The sequence below is a fragment of the Methanosarcina mangrovi genome, from assembly GCF_052057765.1.
GTDB lineage: Archaea > Halobacteriota > Methanosarcinia > Methanosarcinales > Methanosarcinaceae > Methanosarcina.
This window is the reverse complement of sequence record NZ_CP195120.1, coordinates 3007686-3022464: the sequence shown is the minus strand read 5'-3', so window position 1 is coordinate 3022464 and position 14779 is coordinate 3007686. Positions and strand designations below refer to the sequence as shown.

Here is a 14779-nt window from a genome sequence, read left to right as displayed (position 1 = left end):
CTTTTCCAATATAAGGGAGGGTTAAAATGTATGTCAAATCGAAATGCCCTATTTGCGGTAGTTCTAATTTCCACAATGTTAGGGTAAGAATTGAAGAAACACGCAGGAATCTATCAATCAAAGATATTGAGGTCACAGATACTGTGACTGATGAAGAGCTTGCCCGTGAGGTACTTCACGGATTGAAAACGTATGTATATGGTGGAGTAGATATCCGGGAACTTTGCAGAGTTCTAAAAAAGTATTATAATGTTGCAGCTGCTTACTGCTGTGATCTGGTGGCCAGGTTGAAAATTGAGATGGGAATGTATTGCCCGGATCGCAGGCATCTGTACTATGTCTATCCTTCCCCTCCGCAGTGAGGAGGGGGTAAAAAATAGAACTGGGACGTGTACTGTCCAGATGGAAAGCATCTGTGCTTCGTGGGGCAGATGCCAGACAAGTAAAGAAAAAAACGTTTAAGTAATTTGACTTTTTTAATCAAATATGTGTGAGCTTTTAACTCACAGTTAACTGCTGTGTTTCAGCCTTTACTCTTTACTTGCCTCGTCTTCCTTCCTGATTTCCTCAACGGTTTCCATGAGTTTTTCTTTGATTTTCACTATGGCTTCAACAGCTTCGCCGCCGATTTCAATCGGAGCCCTTTTTTCCAGGTCAGCCTGCATTAACTGCTGGTCAAAGGGAATTTCCCCAAGCACCGGGATGCCCAGTTCTTCAAGCCTGGCGTTGACTTTTCCGGCGCCTCCTTTGTTAATTACGGCAGCGATATGTTTTACCCCGATTTCGGATGAGAGTTTTTTGATTCTTTCGGCGGTTTCAAGGGACCTGGCTCCGGGTTCCACCACCACAATCATAATGTCCATCCCGCGCGTGGTGCCTCTTCCCAGATGTTCGATTCCGGCTTCCATGTCCAGGATAACTGCACTCTTTTCCCTTAGCATCAGGTGCCTGAGAAGAGCCCTCAGGAAAGCTGAAGCCGGGCACATGCATCCGCTTCCACCCTTGTCAACGGTACCCATGACAAGCATCCTGACTCCATCAGGTCCTATTACCCCGTATTTGCCTGCGATATCGTCCACTTTCGGGTTATAGATAAAAGCTCCGCCTTCGGCGCCTGCCCTTTCCTGAATAAGGTCTTTGAAATCCGTGAGGGGCTTTGGGGGATTTTCTATTCCCAGAGAAGATGCCAGGTTCATATCCGGGTCCGCATCGATTGCCAGTACCTCGTATCCGTCTCTTGCAAGCAGTCTTGCCAGAGTGCCTGAGAGAGTAGTTTTTCCAACGCCGCCTTTTCCGGTAATTGCTATTTTTATTTGAATTCCCCCTGAAATTCTGGTTATAATCATATGTAATAATTTTTTACTCGGATATAACCATCAAACTGTTTATACTTACTCATTTGTGCCGGCTTTTTTTGAAACCTCCGGAGCACAGAAAATCATAGTTTCTTATTTTTTTATACTGCGTCCGGAATTTATCCTGAATGTGAGCTATGCAACTTGGAGATGGACTTTAGATATACATAAGCTTTAACCGTATGCCGGCTTTAGCCGTACACCAGCTTTAACCCTATACCGGCTTTATGGTACACAAGCTTTAGTCGTACATTATATCCTGCTTCGGCTCCACTTCCCCGCCACGTTCGAGACTGTGGAAGGCCACATAGTCAGGGCTTTCATAGCGCATTTTTGATAAGGAAACCCGGGTTTTCGCACTCTCAGCTGACATACTCTTTCACGAGGTCTGTTATGCCCAGTCCATAATACCTGTTGTCCGGAAGGGTACTGCCTTTATGGGTAAATGCAGTATACAGCGTGCTGCCCCGGAAAACATCTTCAGGCGAGATTTCACGCAGCCGGTTATTGTACATTTCAGTGATCCGGAGGTCGCCGGCTGCAGAAATTCCGGAGTCGGTTACAGGGGCGATTCCTTAAAGGGATGCATAAGTGGTGTTTCCGTACCTTCCTATATTTATCCGGTCTCCGTTATCTTCCGGCTCACCTGAATAGTCCGAGGCGGAGTAGCCTGCATTAATGCACGGAGAGTCAATGCTGTCCTTTACCCATTTACTCCCGTCCCAGCGGCCGGCTGTTGACCTTAGGTGATAATCATGATTTTCCAGGTCTGCAAAGAGAGGGTTCAGGTAGATATCCGATGTCGATTCTGCGTTTTTATAGTTTCCGGCTGTGTTGTTATAGAAACAGTTGTTTTCCAGCACAAGGGTGTGGGTTCCGGGGAGGTAGTTAATTACCCCGTACCCTGTCCCGGCTGGATCTTTTGCTCGCGGCAGGGTATTTGCAATGATGTTATTGCGGGCAATAGTCGTGTATCCCGTACCCTTCGGGGAAAAGTCTGCAGAAGTATCCGTGGGGTACATGATAGCAATGGCAGTATGGTATACGCAATCAAACACATTGTTTTCAATGAGCGTATCGTAAAATCCGCTTGTTACGATACCTCCGACCCAGTCGATGCTGGGGTTCGTGCCTGTACTGTAGAGAGTATTATGGTATATGTGGACATTTCTTGCTTCGTCTCTGGTAGAAGAAGAATCGTAATTAAACAGCCAGATCCCCGGTCCAAAGGTATTGTTGATCGTGTTGTCATGGATCTCGATATCATCCATGATTCCTGCGCTCTTTTCGACCTGAATCCCGGAAGAACCTGCACTCCAGTGATAGAAAGAATCGATTGTGTTATTATAAAGGTTCACTTTGTTTGAGTTCCAAACCCTGAGTCCGCTATTGGTCCTGCAGGTTATCGTATTGTTCCAGGCTTCCACATTAGTGCACTCGATTGCAAACAGGCCGTCATGCCCGAGCTTATATACCGTGTTATTGTAAAACTGGACATTCTCTCCGCCTTTTATCCTCAGCCCGTCTCCATGCCCGTCGTGCATATACATATCATACACTTTCACATCGTCGCAGTCAGTAAAGTAAATCACGTTATAGTAGTTTCTACCTCTGGCGACTTCGGTGTTTTTATCATGGTTTCCATCAACTTCGAAACCTCTGATGACAATATTGGTGTTTCCCGGACTGCTCATCTGCCGGATCAGGGGTTTTGCGGCAGCCCAGCCCGCTTGATCAACAAGCCTTACCACGGCATCAGAGTCCCCTTCAAGGGTCGTATTGCTGCCGATCAGAAGGCTATCGTCTATAACATAGGTAAACGGCCCTTTGAGATGGACAGTCGTATATTCGGGGTTTTCTGCCACAAATTTAAGGGCCTGGTTAATCTGTATATGGTCGTCTTTTCCATCGCAGTTGAAGTTCCCACTACCGTCTCCTGCGACGTAAACAACTGGCGCCGAAGTAATGCATAAAACAATTGGAGCATTTGCAAGGATAATAAGGCAGCCTGCCAAAAAAAGAATTACCGATCTTCCTCTTAACATCTCTTCCACCTGGATCAATCTAGTACAATTTTTGTTTTTGTTCAATGAGCAAAAATTTATGTTGTAATGTGTCAATTTTTTTCCAGAAAATCTCTGTCTTTAATGCTTTATACTATTGATATTTTCCTTGACTGTTTGCGACACAAGCAACAAAGCTCCGCTGACAGTATCAACTCTCCTGACATTCACGATCATAGAATAAGCCCTGGGGGATTTTCCCTGCAAGAAACCACTAAATCTGATTATATAAGAGTAGGGTTCAGACTCGATTCTTTCGTGTATAGCTATATAAATCCGTTTACCGAATTTTTTTCTCTTACGAAGGTTTTTTCAAATATACTTTTAATTATTAAATATGTTTTATAGTTAACACTGTATGTATGGCAACCATTGTATAAAAAAGGTTTTCAATTTAACTCTTAAAACTTTCAATTTTAATTTAAATTCATTTCCCTATTGCTTCAAGAATTTTTATCGGATGGAGTGATTTAGTGATTTTTGGTTGATTTAGCGATTAACTTAGTGATTTTTGGTTGATTCAGTGATTGATTTAGCGATTACTTATAACGTCCTCTGTCCTGTTTCTCATTCATTCATAAACTCGAAGTTCTTTTCCGAAGCAATTTGTATGAAGTATTTTTCTATATGGCTTCCTTGCTTTTTGGAAAAGCCCGAATCTCTGGCAAGCCGGTCGAGTACTTTCTGTACTCCGGTCCCGTACTGCATTGCTTTTTTCTCTTTCCAGAGAATTTCCGGAGGAATCAGTCCTTCTGCCACCTTCCTGAGAATATATTTTCGTGTATAGTAGCCGTTTTTTTTCAGGACCTTCAGCTCCGGACTTATTGCAAGCCCGGTCTTTATTACTTCTTTATCCAGGAAGGGGACCCTGAGTTCCACAGAACTGGCCATTGTAACCATATCGTCCCTTTCAAGGTTAATTTTTGAGATCTTTTCAAGGTCCGAGTAAATCTCCCTGTCGAGTACCTCAGGCCCCTTTTCGAAAAACTCCTCATGCCTCCTGTACCCACCAAAGAGTTCATCCGCCCCCTGCCCGGTCAGAAGGACTCTTTTTCCGTCTTCTCTTGCGGTTTTTGCAACGATGTAAAGGGGAATTCCTATTGCAACCGTCATCGGGTCCGTAGATTCGGTTGCATAGATTACCTCAGGGACTACAGCTTCTATTTCTTCGGGCGAAAGAAAATGGACTTTCAGGTTTTCCTTCATGCCGATAGCCTCAGCCGCACTCTCGGCTTGGGCGATGTCATGGGAATCCGGAAGCCCAACCGCGTAAAGAGAAATCTCAGGATCGATGCGCTTTGCAAGGGCTGCTAAAAAGGTACTGTCAATACCACCTGAAAATGCAATTCCTGCGGTCGGGGTAAGCCTGAGTTCCAAAGCTTTTTCAAGGGCTAACCTCAGGTGAGATAAAGCCTCTTTTTCTGCGTAAAGCCTCTTTTCAGGTGATTTTATCTTCAGATATCCTTCCGGGATTTTTTCTGTGATTTCTCCGCTTTCGGTATTGAAACCCAGAATCCCTCCCTGCGGGAAGGGTTTTGCTTTTCTGCCTATAAAAGCGAGAGCTTTTTTTTCGGAGGCAAAGGCTATTTCCGGCTTTTCGTCTCCTTTTCCTGAGCAGTAAAAGAGAGGCTTTATTCCTGAAGGGTCCCTGGCGAGTACAAGTTCTCTGTCGCAGGCATATGCAAGAGCATAGTCCCCGTTTACTTTAGAAAGTACAGAGCAGACAGCGTCTATTGGCGTACTTCCTTCCTTTACCCTGTTTTCTATAAGTGAAAAAAGCAATTCTGTATCGGAATCGGTTTTCATTCCTATCTCAGCTGCAAGCTCGAGAAAATTAAAGATCTCCCCATTAAGTACGAGAGCCCCTTTTCCTGTAAGTGGCTGGGGCATATCTCCTGTTATTTTCAGCAGGGTATTTCCTATGCTCAGGTCTCCTGCCGTATAGATCCCGCAGGCATCAGGCCCCCTGTGTCCCAGGGCTGCAAGCATTTTCTTTACTTCCATATTACTTTCAGGGGTTCCGAAAACTCCTGCAATTCCGCACATGATTACACCTTTTCTCCTGTCCTTTCTGTCCGGTATACACGAGCGTCACCCTGTATTTATTATTTTGCAATCTTCCGACAGGGAATCTCCAAACTTTCTCTCCTGCGCCGCGCTGGGACGTGTCGGGTGGCCGGTCAGGTCAGAAAAAAATAGGTTTCAAGCCAGTGCCGCAATTTAGAGGAACAATATGATAAATGTCCCCTGAGTTTAGAGGATACTTTTTCTTAAATCCGGGAACCGTTTTTCAATTTACGGATAAATACCAGCGCCTCCGCCAGCTTGTCCGGCGGCCCTCACCATAAAGAAGAAAAAACAGATTTGAAAGAGAAATAAAGATCGAAGTTTCATCCCCTTTTGCCTTTTTGGTTATCGTTTTACTCACCAGTGTCTACGGCAGCTGTTACTTTCTAGCTTTTATTTTCTTTCTTCTTCTTTGTCTTTTTGGGACAGACCGCTCTCCTTCGTCGAGCGGGACAAAAAGGGTTTAGTATAGCGAATAAGGTTGTTTGGGTGACATTTTAAATTTAGTCCGTTTAACAAAATGACTCCAGAAACATTTAACCCAGGCAAATGGGTTTCATATGTACGGTATTAAAACAGTAGGCTCAAAAAGAAAGGTCCGTTTTTTGCCCTTATTCTGGCATTGGATCAGAACATTTTCTCTCATTTATCCTTGCCTTTTTCTTGCCTTTCTCTTTCTTCTTTTTTCGTAACTATTCTCTTTTCGATTCCTTTCTCTTTTTTATATTCCCGTCATCCGGTTTTTATCCGGGTGATTCTTCCCGAAGCACTTCTGCAGCGAACATGGGGTCTCCCTGCAGGGCAGCGAAGGGGTTCCTTGCGCTTTTTTCGTCCCCTATCCAGATGGAATGTGCACAGTAAAGGCAGCAGCAGCGGGTGGCGTACAGGTTATTTCTCGGCATGTAGGCTCTGCAGCAATTGCTGCCTCTAAGGACTCCGTATTTGCAGAGGACAAGCTGTCTGGTCAGGTGCATTTCCTATTCCAGACTACCCTGTTTACAATCCCGGCTATCCGGTTCATTGAAGTTCAGTATTTCACCCAATATATAATTGGGTTTTATATACATTTAAAACTTTCCTATTCTGTTCCTTTCTTTTATATTTGGAAATTTTATAAATAAGGTGAAGCTGTAGAAAGGAAAAGAAAGCTCTGGTTTTGAAGGACTTTGCCTGCTATGAAGGAAGTTTTTTATCTGTGTCCTCAAATATACGCAACGTTTTCTACAAGAACTGAAACGATTGGTGGACATAGATTTCTGGAAAAAGAGGGATATCGGGCGGATTGGAAAAACTAAGTGAGTTCATTAAAACATCGCTCATTCCATGAGTACCCTCATCTAAATAAGGGAGAGCCCGATAAACTTGGAGCAAAATAATTAGGATAATATCTTTAACTTTTTCCTAGTTTGAAGCCAAAAAAACGAACATAAGCCAAAAAAACGAACATGAAACTCTTCGAATTGCAGGCACAAAAATATGAAAGTCCTTTCAAGTACTTTCATGCTAAAAAAAGGAGATATAAAAGGCAAAAAAAGTTGCCTTAAAAAGATTATTTTCAGGCAATTGCCCTCAACTTTTCTAACCCTTCATCAATCTTAACCTGAGCTTCTTCAATGATCTTTATAAGCTCTGCTGGCTTTGGAATTTCCTTCTCTTCGATACTCGGTTTTACCGCTTGTATGGTGGGGCTAATTCCAGATGTGCCCACCTGGAATGTTACGATCTGGCCGGGTGCTGAGATGTTGGAGATGATCAGGCCGGACTCCGAGCCGTCCCACAAGTTGGAGGAGGGCAGAGTGTTATGGCTTATGGCAGTAGACGCTTTCTCTTTGAAGAGATCCATCTCGTCTCCCCTATTCCGGTTGGTTTCAAGGTCCAGATGTCCGTCGGCCTGAAGCAACCCGCACTGATAATGTTTGGTGGAAGTCCCCCCCTGCCACTCATTGGAACCCAGCGTATCACAATGATATACGGCAAGGCCGCTGGAAGGTGCATATTTATCAAGGCCCAACTGAGACCGGTTCTCAATCAAGAAGAATTCATTGCAGAATTCTTCATCATGGCATTTCCTGCTTTTAAAGATATGGACCGTGTTGTAATCTCCATGCACTGCCTGGTACTCGTCAGGTTTGTCCAGGAACACCACGTTGTCGCACCAGTCCACAAGATAGCGAAAATAAGCACATACCGGGGACGGCGTCCTTCCATTATCATTATGGTTGCCCGCGCTCATGAGGCAGTAATAGCCGAGACCTGCGCTCTTTTCAAAATCACCATCTCTAACGCCGTAGTCATAGAGGTCTGGCCAGCGGCAGAGCATATGGCCGTTCTCATGGCAGAGTGTGCCTATGCTCATGTCTTCTTTGCTTCGGCCAAGGCTGGAAAGCATATAGAAATGGGTCTCCATGTTGCCGCGCTTGAGCTTCAGGAAGTAATTATGGGGCCATAGCTCTCCTATGTACTGTGTCTGGCCTGCATAGAGGAAGTTGATAGCATCCACTATTCCCTCGTCCTGCGAGTCGAACATATTGAGATCCACACCGCTGGCTATTGCCAGATCCAGAGCCTCCTCAACCAGGAGATGTTGGGTATAATATTGCCGGTTCTTGCTCAAGGTTACCGGCCCGACTACTACATTGGTGTAATTCAGCTTTCCTCCGGACATGAGCTGGAAGTACTCTCGGACGGAGCAGAAGTTGCCGTTTTCGGTGTAGTTTTCCCCGTTGAGCATATTATCCACGTCTTCCCGTGTGACAGTGCTTTTCACATCTTTGAACTGGACCAGAATGGTTAATCCTTTAATGTCTCCCTTGGATAATCTGCGACCTTCAAGAAGGCCCTTATTGGGTCCGAATGTCTTGAGGGTGGCAATGGGCTGATACGGCTCTGCCGGAGGCTTCATCCTGGCATATCTGGTCTCGAACTTGGAATTTCTTACCTGTTCGGATTCCTTGAGATGCCGCCAAATCTTCTCGGGTGGAGCACGGCTTAAGTCCACTCCGCTGGAGACGAATTCGCCTTTGATCAGATGTGCGTAGCAGAATCGCCCTAAATCAATATCATAGACCACGGTATACCCGTCAAGGTTCTCATAACGGGAATAGAATTCATCACCAAATACTCTAAGCTTTACATCAGGTCCCTTCTCCTGAGAGAAGGTAAGTATCTCCCCATTTATTGCACTCATCTTCAACCATCCACTTGGCATTGGCTTTAAGGTCTTTTGAAAATACCCTATAAGCTGTTTTTATTCCATTGGTTAATATAAATCCAATATTGTCTCCTCGCTGGTTCGAATAGGTAACTTCCATTCATCTCCTGAATGTTAAAGTAGCATATAAAAAATTTAGAACCATTTGTTGTTAAAAATCACATTCAGGCTGGATGTTTCTCTTTTTGGTCTAGCTACTTTCTAATAAGAAATTTTTTCAACTCATAAATATATCTAAGAAACCACACGTTTTTATAAATATAATCTTATAAAATAACCTAAGAAATTATACTTAGAATCTATTATTTGTATCAAGAATTCCTTCTTCTCTGTTTAACCTCATTTTGTCAATGATTCTAAAGACTTTTCACTTGCTTGAAGAAAATATCTCTACTACGGCGATTGACACAACAGGTTTTACAAATTATTACGCAAGTTATTATTCCCGCAGAAAAGGGAAGCTTCGAAAAAGCTTTCTGAAAACTTCAATATTAGTAGACACGAAAAGGAAGGTATATTAGGATGGAAAATTAGTCAGAAAACAGATCATGAAATCAAACATGCAACTGTTCTCATAAGACAATCAAATAGAACAAGAAAATCACAATGTTATGTGACGGATAAAAGGTATGGTTCCGAAAAAAATTCATGCTCTAATTAGAGAAGAAATCAAAGCAGACTTAATTATACCTTTAAGGCAAAGAAAAAGGAAGAAAGTCGGAAGGAATCTAGAAAACAATTGCATTTGATCTTTGACAAAATTAAATACAATCAAAGGGTATCAGCGACAACATTCTCGGTAGTGAAAAGAAAGTTTGAGAAAACGATTAAGGCAAGGAAGTTCTGTAATCAAGGAAAGGAAATTAAATTTAAACTGATAGTGTACAACATAAACAAACAAATTGTAGAAATAATTTGCATCAAATTAAGCATTTCTGCAGAGCAGATAATTTAATATTAATTAAATAGGTTTGATGGAAATGACTGGTGCTAATTGATTTCTATATGGAAGCTAATATCGGGAGAATCTTTTTTCGGCCTTTTGCATGCGCACCTCGTCTGATTCTTCTAGATGCTTTTCAAGTCCGAGTGGTGGATTAAGGCTTAAATCAACTCCGCTGGAGACGAAGCGGCCATCTTTTAGTCGGGCATATGTGAATTTTCCTAACATTTCATCGTAGATCGCGGTATATCCTTCTTCCGTTTCGTAGCGAGCGTAGAACTCATCTCCAAAGACTCTCAGTCTTACCTCAGGACCGTTTTCTTGACCAAAGCTCAGTAATTCTCCAAATATAGCGGTCATCTCTTATCCGTCCATGACATCCCACAAAGTATAATTATATTAATTAAAAGTTTTCGCAAATAAACCTTTTCCGTCCCTGCTAATGGATGTGTCATCCCCGAATCGTTTCCCATCTTTTTTGAATAAAATCATAAAAATATAAAACCATTTTTGATTTTATATTACTTTAAAAATTAATTTTTGACTTAAATCTTTTTAAAAACCTGTACTGTTGATATTTTGCACTGGCGAATTAAAAATCGAGTTCCCCGTATCCCCTAACCTTTGGTCGAGGGATTAAATTCAAACCTTGTATCCTTCGATCAAGTTGTACAGGTAAGACCGCTCTTACAGTTCTTCCAATAATGCAGTGCCTCTACAATGGATTGAAAGCAGCTTCTAATGGATTGAAAGTAGCTTCCTTACTATTTTATGCCCAAGGCAGGCAGATATTCTCAAGCGACCTCTTACCCTGCATTTACCTTAGATTTTAATTTTTTATTTTTAGCATAGAGTCAACTGGTATCTAAAACAAACTAAGACCCATAAGATTAAATAGGTTTTATCCTTATTTCCCTTGAAATCGGTGCTGGTAAGGCAAGTTAAAAACCAGCCAACATCCTAAAATAAATAAGAAACATAGGTTAGAATAATCAAATACCTTATATTTATTATGGTGCAGACCGGAAATTATTACCTTAAAGTTCATACCTTAAAATTCACCTTCTCTTTCACCTGATGCCGCATCCAGGCTCTCGAAAAGCAGGTGAAATTCCGATTAATTTAAAAATTCAAAATTGAGGCTTACAAAGATGCAGTACCAGGCAACAGTGACTATTGAACAGAAAGCAGGCATGCTTGACCCTGAAGGCACCACAGCTAAAAGGGCTCTCGGGCACCTTGGATACGCAGTTGAAAGCGTAAAGACCGCAAAACTGTATGAAATCGTGCTCGAAGCCGAATCTGCAGAAGTTGCGGAGCAGAAGGTTGATGAGATGTGCCAGAAGCTTATCGCAAACCCAATCATCCACAACTACACTATAAAGCTCAAGGAACTTAACTGAGGGCTTCCCGGAAAGAAAAGGGATTGAAAATTAAGCAAATCCGGAAAGCTAAATGTTTTGAAAATACTGAAGGAAGATTGAGGGAAAAAGATGAAGATTGCCATTATTCAGTTCGGAGGCACAAACTGCGACCTGGACGTCCAACATGTCCTTAAAGACGTGGTTGGTGTGGATGCCGAGACTGTCTGGTACAAAGAAGAAAACCTGGAAGGCTTTGACGGAGTTGTTGTTCCGGGCGGCTTTTCCTACGGAGACTACCTCAGGGCAGGGGCGATTGCAGCCCGAACTCCGATTATGGATTCCGTAAAAAAAATCGCAGCCGAAGGAAAGCCTGTGCTCGGGATCTGCAATGGTTTCCAGGTGCTGACCGAAGCCCGGCTTCTTGAAGGGGCTCTTACCACAAACGAATATCCTAAATTCAGGTGCCACTGGACCAATCTCAGGGTCGAGACAGTTGATACTCCTTTTACCTCGAAGTTCAGGAAAGGCGAGGTTATAAGGATGCCCATAGCTCATATGGAAGGCAAGTTCTACGCTGAAGAACCGACCCTTGCAGAGCTTGATGAAAACGAACAGGTTGTTTTCCGTTACGTAGACGAAAAAGGAAGAGTAACGGACGAAGCCAACCCCAACGGCTCTCTTGAAAACATCGCAGGAATAGTAAACGCATCAAGAAACATTCTCGGCCTCATGCCCCATCCGGAAAGAGCCTCCGAATCGATCCTTGGCTCTGATGACGGAAGAAAGGTTTTCGAGTCCATGGCGGATTATATTACTGAAAACTTCTAATCCGCTTTTTATTTATTTGAATTGGGTTCATTTTTCTGCTTACACAAACTGCTTTTGCCAGGTTTCCTACTTTTTACTGGTTTTATTAATCCTCTTCACCGATTTTATTTAATCCTCTTCTGACTTCTTATCGAACCGATTTTCCGGCTGCGGGGGGATATATGTATAGAGAGATGTAAACAAAAGTTCAGATTTATTCTTCAGAACACATATTTCAAAATCTTTTTATTACCTTAGATTATATTCCTATGAGTTGTTATAAAACACTATTTATTTTTCTAGGTGTATAATTATACCAACTAAAGGGAGTGCTGGTTCATGAAAGGAAAAGTAATTCTAAATGCTTTCTTAATTTTTCTTTTAATACTCGGATTAGTATCAATTCAGGCAACGGCTGCAGTTATTTCTGTAGATTCGAACGGAGAAGGAAACTACAACTCTATCCAGGAAGCTGTTGATAATGCACAGGAAGGAGACATAATTCTTGTAAACCCCGGGGTATATAAGGAAAATGTAAAGGTAGAAAAGAAAGTTTCGATTCTTGCAAACTCCTCATCAGAGACTCCGGGAGAACTCGCTTATGTACTGGGTGCGGTTTCGGATGAGAACGTCTTTTACGTTAACTCAGATAACGTCACGATAGACGGCTTTTTTATCTCCGGCTTGTCTTCCGGAGGGGAAACACTTGAGGTCGGAATTGCCCTTGAAGGAGCTGAAAACTGCTCGTTAAGCAACAATGCCCTGATACTGAATGATGTAGGGATTGCCCTCGCAGGGTCCAGGGGAAACTACCTGAGTAGCAACCTTGTAAGCCTGGGATATCAGGGGATCGCCCTTGAGAATTCTGAAGAAAACATACTGGCAAACAACATGGTACTAACAAATAACATGGGAATCCTGCTGAACAATTCTGCTGATAACATCCTTATGAACAACACAGCAGGTTCAAATACAAAAGGAGTTTCTCTTGAAATGTCTGATATGAATACTTTGATGTCCAACAAGATTTCCAAGAATGACTATGGGATCTTTACCCGGATGTCTGAGTCCAATGTCCTGTTTAATAATTCCTTTTCCCTGAACGGTGTAGGAGTATACTTTAATGAGTCTTCTGATAACACAGTCTACATGAATGAATTCTTCAATTACATCAATGCGATGGATGAAGGGAATAACTTCTGGAACAGCAGTTCAACAGGCAACTACTGGGACAAATATGCAGGAGAAGATGCAAACGGAGACCGTATAGGTGACATTCCATACGTTATCAATGAAACAACCGGGAGTAAAGATTACATGCCTCTGATGAATGAAACTTCTTCGTACGAGGTTTCCGAAAACGAAAGTGAAAATGACGGTAACGAGACCTTTGTGACGAATTAATAAAAAAGGTTTTTTTCAGACATAAAAGAAGAGAAATAATGAAATTTAAAAAATAGGGAAGAAGTCAGGAATTTCATATTCTCTTTCTCTCTTCTTTTTTTGCAGGGGCGGCAAGACAGGCTGGCGGGGCTACTTCGCAAGTCTGAACTTTACTTTTTCCTTGATTTTACTTTTTTCCGGCTTTTTCCAGTTCTTCTCTTATGTTTTCCACGGTCTGCCAGGACTGCCTGACAATCTCGGGGAATTTTCCGCCGTGTTCTTTTCCCCATTTCAACAGGAAACCTTTTGTCTTCGGGTCTGAGGGGTAGCCGCTTCCGAAGTCTACGCCCCATTCTTTTTTGAGCTCTTCGATGAGTTCGTCCCGGCGTACTTTTGCAATGATCGAGGCTGCCGAGACTACAGGATAGATTGCATCTGCCTGGTGCATGGAGATGATCTCTATTTTCTTTGCGTGGGAAGGGCTGGTTTTTGCGTACTGCCTGCGGAGATTTTCGGCAAAGCGTTCGGCTTTTACGTCCGCAGCATCGGCATATACGATATCCGGTTTCAGCTGTTCAAGCACTTTTGCAAAGCAGACAACCATGATCTCATTCATGCTCATTATCTTCCGGAGTTCGTCGATCTGGGTGGGGCTGACCTCAAGGATGAAAAAGCCTTCTGCATGTTTTTTGATCTGGGCTGCAAGTTGTTCCCTTTTTTTCGGCGTCAGTTTCTTGGAATCGGCAACTCCGAGCACCTTGAGGATATGGGCTCTGGACTCCTCGATTTTTACACCTCCTATGCACATGGGCCCGATTACAGGACCTTTTCCGGCTTCATCAATTCCTGCGATTATCATTCTCTGGCTGTCTCCTTATTTGAGAGAAGAGGGATTTTGTAAATTTTACGGATCAGGAAAGGTAATATATAGTGAACGGAAGGGGGTAGAAAAAAGAACCTCTGCAACTGGACATAAGCATAGTAGTATCAAGCCCCGGAGGGAATTCCAATCAGGAAAGGAATCACTTAAATGGCCTTTTTTCTCTGTTTGGTATTGATTTTGGACTCTATGTCGGACCGTCATATTAATCCTTTTCGTATTTATAGGACCCAGCGTCGGTGCTGGTTCACTCATAGGGTATAATAGTTCCCTGGTTGCAAGAATAGGCATCCATTTTAAAAGAACTTTTGGTTCAGGCATGCTGGTTCCTATAATTCCTGTTTATGGAGTTACTGGGACGAGCTTTTTAACCGCATGTCTATTCCGGAAGGAGCTAAAGCTGCAGCGACTATCTCATTCCTGTTAGTGGCAGCGGCTTTTGCATCCGGGGTCTGTTCTGTGACGGAATCATTCAGAGTCTGTTCTGTGACGGAATAAATCAATCCTGAAAACTAAAATCATTATATACAATTATAATTATAATTATGTATGAGTATAAAGGGGAAGGGGAATGAAATGAAAGGCAACAGGAAGAGTCACAGGAATAACCACTACGGAGGCTGCCCGCATTACAGCCGGAAGACACAACGCACCCGATCACATCACGAAGCGGATGACGTGGTTAGTGAGAGCACAGGAGGATGAT

The 14779-nt window shown here is 42.8% G+C and carries 15 protein-coding genes; 5 read left to right on the top strand and 10 right to left on the bottom strand.

The genetic code is table 11. The features are described 5' to 3' along the window. The first annotated feature begins 26 nt into the window (after positions 1–26). The gene (locus tag ACSAZL_RS13415) at positions 27–362 is read left to right on the top strand and encodes a hypothetical protein (protein ID WP_440945150.1); all 336 of its coding nucleotides are present in this window, start codon (positions 27–29) and stop codon (positions 360–362) included. 168 nt (positions 363–530) lie between these two features. Here the strand turns inward: ACSAZL_RS13415 and ACSAZL_RS13410 are convergent, their stop codons facing one another. The 9 genes from ACSAZL_RS13410 to ACSAZL_RS13370 form a co-directional block, all read right to left on the bottom strand. Further along, entirely contained in the window at positions 531–1346 is an 816-nt protein-coding gene (locus ACSAZL_RS13410; protein WP_440945149.1) for a nucleotide-binding protein, read from the bottom strand. 250 nt (positions 1347–1596) lie between these two features. Next, complete coding sequence (locus ACSAZL_RS13405; RefSeq protein WP_440945148.1) at positions 1597–1728, bottom strand: hypothetical protein; 132 nt, start codon at positions 1726–1728, stop codon at positions 1597–1599. Beyond that, the gene (locus ACSAZL_RS13400; RefSeq protein WP_440945147.1) at positions 1718–1870 is read right to left on the bottom strand and encodes a disaggregatase related repeat-containing protein; all 153 of its coding nucleotides are present in this window, start codon (positions 1868–1870) and stop codon (positions 1718–1720) included. The genes ACSAZL_RS13405 and ACSAZL_RS13400 overlap by 11 nt, the downstream gene beginning before the upstream one ends. A gap of 60 nt (positions 1871–1930) precedes the next feature. Beyond that, complete coding sequence (locus tag ACSAZL_RS13395; protein ID WP_440945146.1) at positions 1931–3400, bottom strand: right-handed parallel beta-helix repeat-containing protein; 1470 nt, start codon at positions 3398–3400, stop codon at positions 1931–1933. Between the two features lie 585 nt (positions 3401–3985). Then, positions 3986–5464 (bottom strand): asparagine synthetase B family protein, encoded by a 1479-nt coding sequence (locus ACSAZL_RS13390; RefSeq protein ID WP_440945145.1) that lies wholly within the window; start codon positions 5462–5464, stop codon positions 3986–3988. A 764-nt stretch (positions 5465–6228) separates the two neighbouring features. After that, positions 6229–6459 (bottom strand): hypothetical protein, encoded by a 231-nt coding sequence (locus tag ACSAZL_RS13385; RefSeq protein ID WP_440945144.1) that lies wholly within the window; start codon positions 6457–6459, stop codon positions 6229–6231. A gap of 581 nt (positions 6460–7040) precedes the next feature. Further along, a complete protein-coding gene (locus ACSAZL_RS13380; RefSeq protein ID WP_440945143.1) occupies positions 7041–8672 on the bottom strand; it encodes a M6 family metalloprotease domain-containing protein in 1632 nt (543 codons plus the stop codon). Continuing rightward, positions 8620–8796 (bottom strand): hypothetical protein, encoded by a 177-nt coding sequence (locus tag ACSAZL_RS13375; RefSeq protein ID WP_440945142.1) that lies wholly within the window; start codon positions 8794–8796, stop codon positions 8620–8622. The genes ACSAZL_RS13380 and ACSAZL_RS13375 overlap by 53 nt, the downstream gene beginning before the upstream one ends. Before the next feature lie 912 nt (positions 8797–9708). Then, on the bottom strand, positions 9709–9999 hold the full coding sequence (locus tag ACSAZL_RS13370) for a hypothetical protein (RefSeq protein WP_440945141.1): 291 nt from the start codon (positions 9997–9999) through the stop codon (positions 9709–9711). Between the two features lie 791 nt (positions 10000–10790). Between ACSAZL_RS13370 and purS the strand changes: the two genes are divergently transcribed. The 3 genes from purS to ACSAZL_RS13355 all read left to right on the top strand — a co-directional run bounded on the left by purS (position 10791) and on the right by ACSAZL_RS13355 (position 13214). After that, the gene (gene purS / locus ACSAZL_RS13365) at positions 10791–11042 is read left to right on the top strand and encodes a phosphoribosylformylglycinamidine synthase subunit PurS (RefSeq protein ID WP_048066286.1); all 252 of its coding nucleotides are present in this window, start codon (positions 10791–10793) and stop codon (positions 11040–11042) included. Positions 11043–11132: 90 nt separating this feature from the next. After that, the gene (gene purQ / locus ACSAZL_RS13360; RefSeq protein ID WP_440945140.1) at positions 11133–11831 is read left to right on the top strand and encodes a phosphoribosylformylglycinamidine synthase subunit PurQ; all 699 of its coding nucleotides are present in this window, start codon (positions 11133–11135) and stop codon (positions 11829–11831) included. 318 nt (positions 11832–12149) lie between these two features. Continuing rightward, positions 12150–13214 carry a right-handed parallel beta-helix repeat-containing protein gene (locus ACSAZL_RS13355; protein ID WP_440945139.1) on the top strand — a complete coding sequence of 355 codons (1065 nt, stop codon included), beginning with the start codon at positions 12150–12152 and terminating at the stop codon, positions 13212–13214. Positions 13215–13380: 166 nt separating this feature from the next. On the opposite strand, the gene rnhB is transcribed toward ACSAZL_RS13355, so the two are convergent. Next, the gene (gene rnhB / locus ACSAZL_RS13350; RefSeq protein ID WP_440945138.1) at positions 13381–14052 is read right to left on the bottom strand and encodes a ribonuclease HII; all 672 of its coding nucleotides are present in this window, start codon (positions 14050–14052) and stop codon (positions 13381–13383) included. A gap of 597 nt (positions 14053–14649) precedes the next feature. Between rnhB and ACSAZL_RS13345 the strand changes: the two genes are divergently transcribed. Continuing rightward, positions 14650–14778, top strand: a complete 129-nt coding sequence (locus ACSAZL_RS13345; protein WP_440945137.1) for a hypothetical protein — start codon at positions 14650–14652, stop codon at positions 14776–14778. Position 14779 lies beyond the last annotated feature (1 nt).

Bases quoted from the DNA above. Each gene is read 5' to 3' on its own strand.
- ACSAZL_RS13385 (WP_440945144.1), bottom strand. From the start codon at position 6,459: ATGCACCTGACCAGACAGCTTGTCCTCTGCAAATACGGAGTCCTTAGA.
- ACSAZL_RS13400 (WP_440945147.1), bottom strand. From the start codon at position 1,870: ATGTACAATAACCGGCTGCGTGAAATCTCGCCTGAAGATGTTTTCCGG.
- ACSAZL_RS13370 (WP_440945141.1), bottom strand. From the start codon at position 9,999: ATGACCGCTATATTTGGAGAATTACTGAGCTTTGGTCAAGAAAACGGT.
- ACSAZL_RS13395 (WP_440945146.1), bottom strand. From the start codon at position 3,400: ATGTTAAGAGGAAGATCGGTAATTCTTTTTTTGGCAGGCTGCCTTATT.
- purS (WP_048066286.1), top strand. From the start codon at position 10,791: ATGCAGTACCAGGCAACAGTGACTATTGAACAGAAAGCAGGCATGCTT.
- ACSAZL_RS13380 (WP_440945143.1), bottom strand. From the start codon at position 8,672: ATGAGTGCAATAAATGGGGAGATACTTACCTTCTCTCAGGAGAAGGGA.
- purQ (WP_440945140.1), top strand. From the start codon at position 11,133: ATGAAGATTGCCATTATTCAGTTCGGAGGCACAAACTGCGACCTGGAC.
- ACSAZL_RS13410 (WP_440945149.1), bottom strand. From the start codon at position 1,346: ATGATTATAACCAGAATTTCAGGGGGAATTCAAATAAAAATAGCAATT.
- ACSAZL_RS13390 (WP_440945145.1), bottom strand. From the start codon at position 5,464: ATGTGCGGAATTGCAGGAGTTTTCGGAACCCCTGAAAGTAATATGGAA.
- ACSAZL_RS13415 (WP_440945150.1), top strand. From the start codon at position 27: ATGTATGTCAAATCGAAATGCCCTATTTGCGGTAGTTCTAATTTCCAC.
- ACSAZL_RS13345 (WP_440945137.1), top strand. From the start codon at position 14,650: ATGAAAGGCAACAGGAAGAGTCACAGGAATAACCACTACGGAGGCTGC.
- ACSAZL_RS13355 (WP_440945139.1), top strand. From the start codon at position 12,150: ATGAAAGGAAAAGTAATTCTAAATGCTTTCTTAATTTTTCTTTTAATA.
- ACSAZL_RS13405 (WP_440945148.1), bottom strand. From the start codon at position 1,728: ATGTCAGCTGAGAGTGCGAAAACCCGGGTTTCCTTATCAAAAATGCGC.
- rnhB (WP_440945138.1), bottom strand. From the start codon at position 14,052: ATGATAATCGCAGGAATTGATGAAGCCGGAAAAGGTCCTGTAATCGGG.
- ACSAZL_RS13375 (WP_440945142.1), bottom strand. From the start codon at position 8,796: ATGGAAGTTACCTATTCGAACCAGCGAGGAGACAATATTGGATTTATA.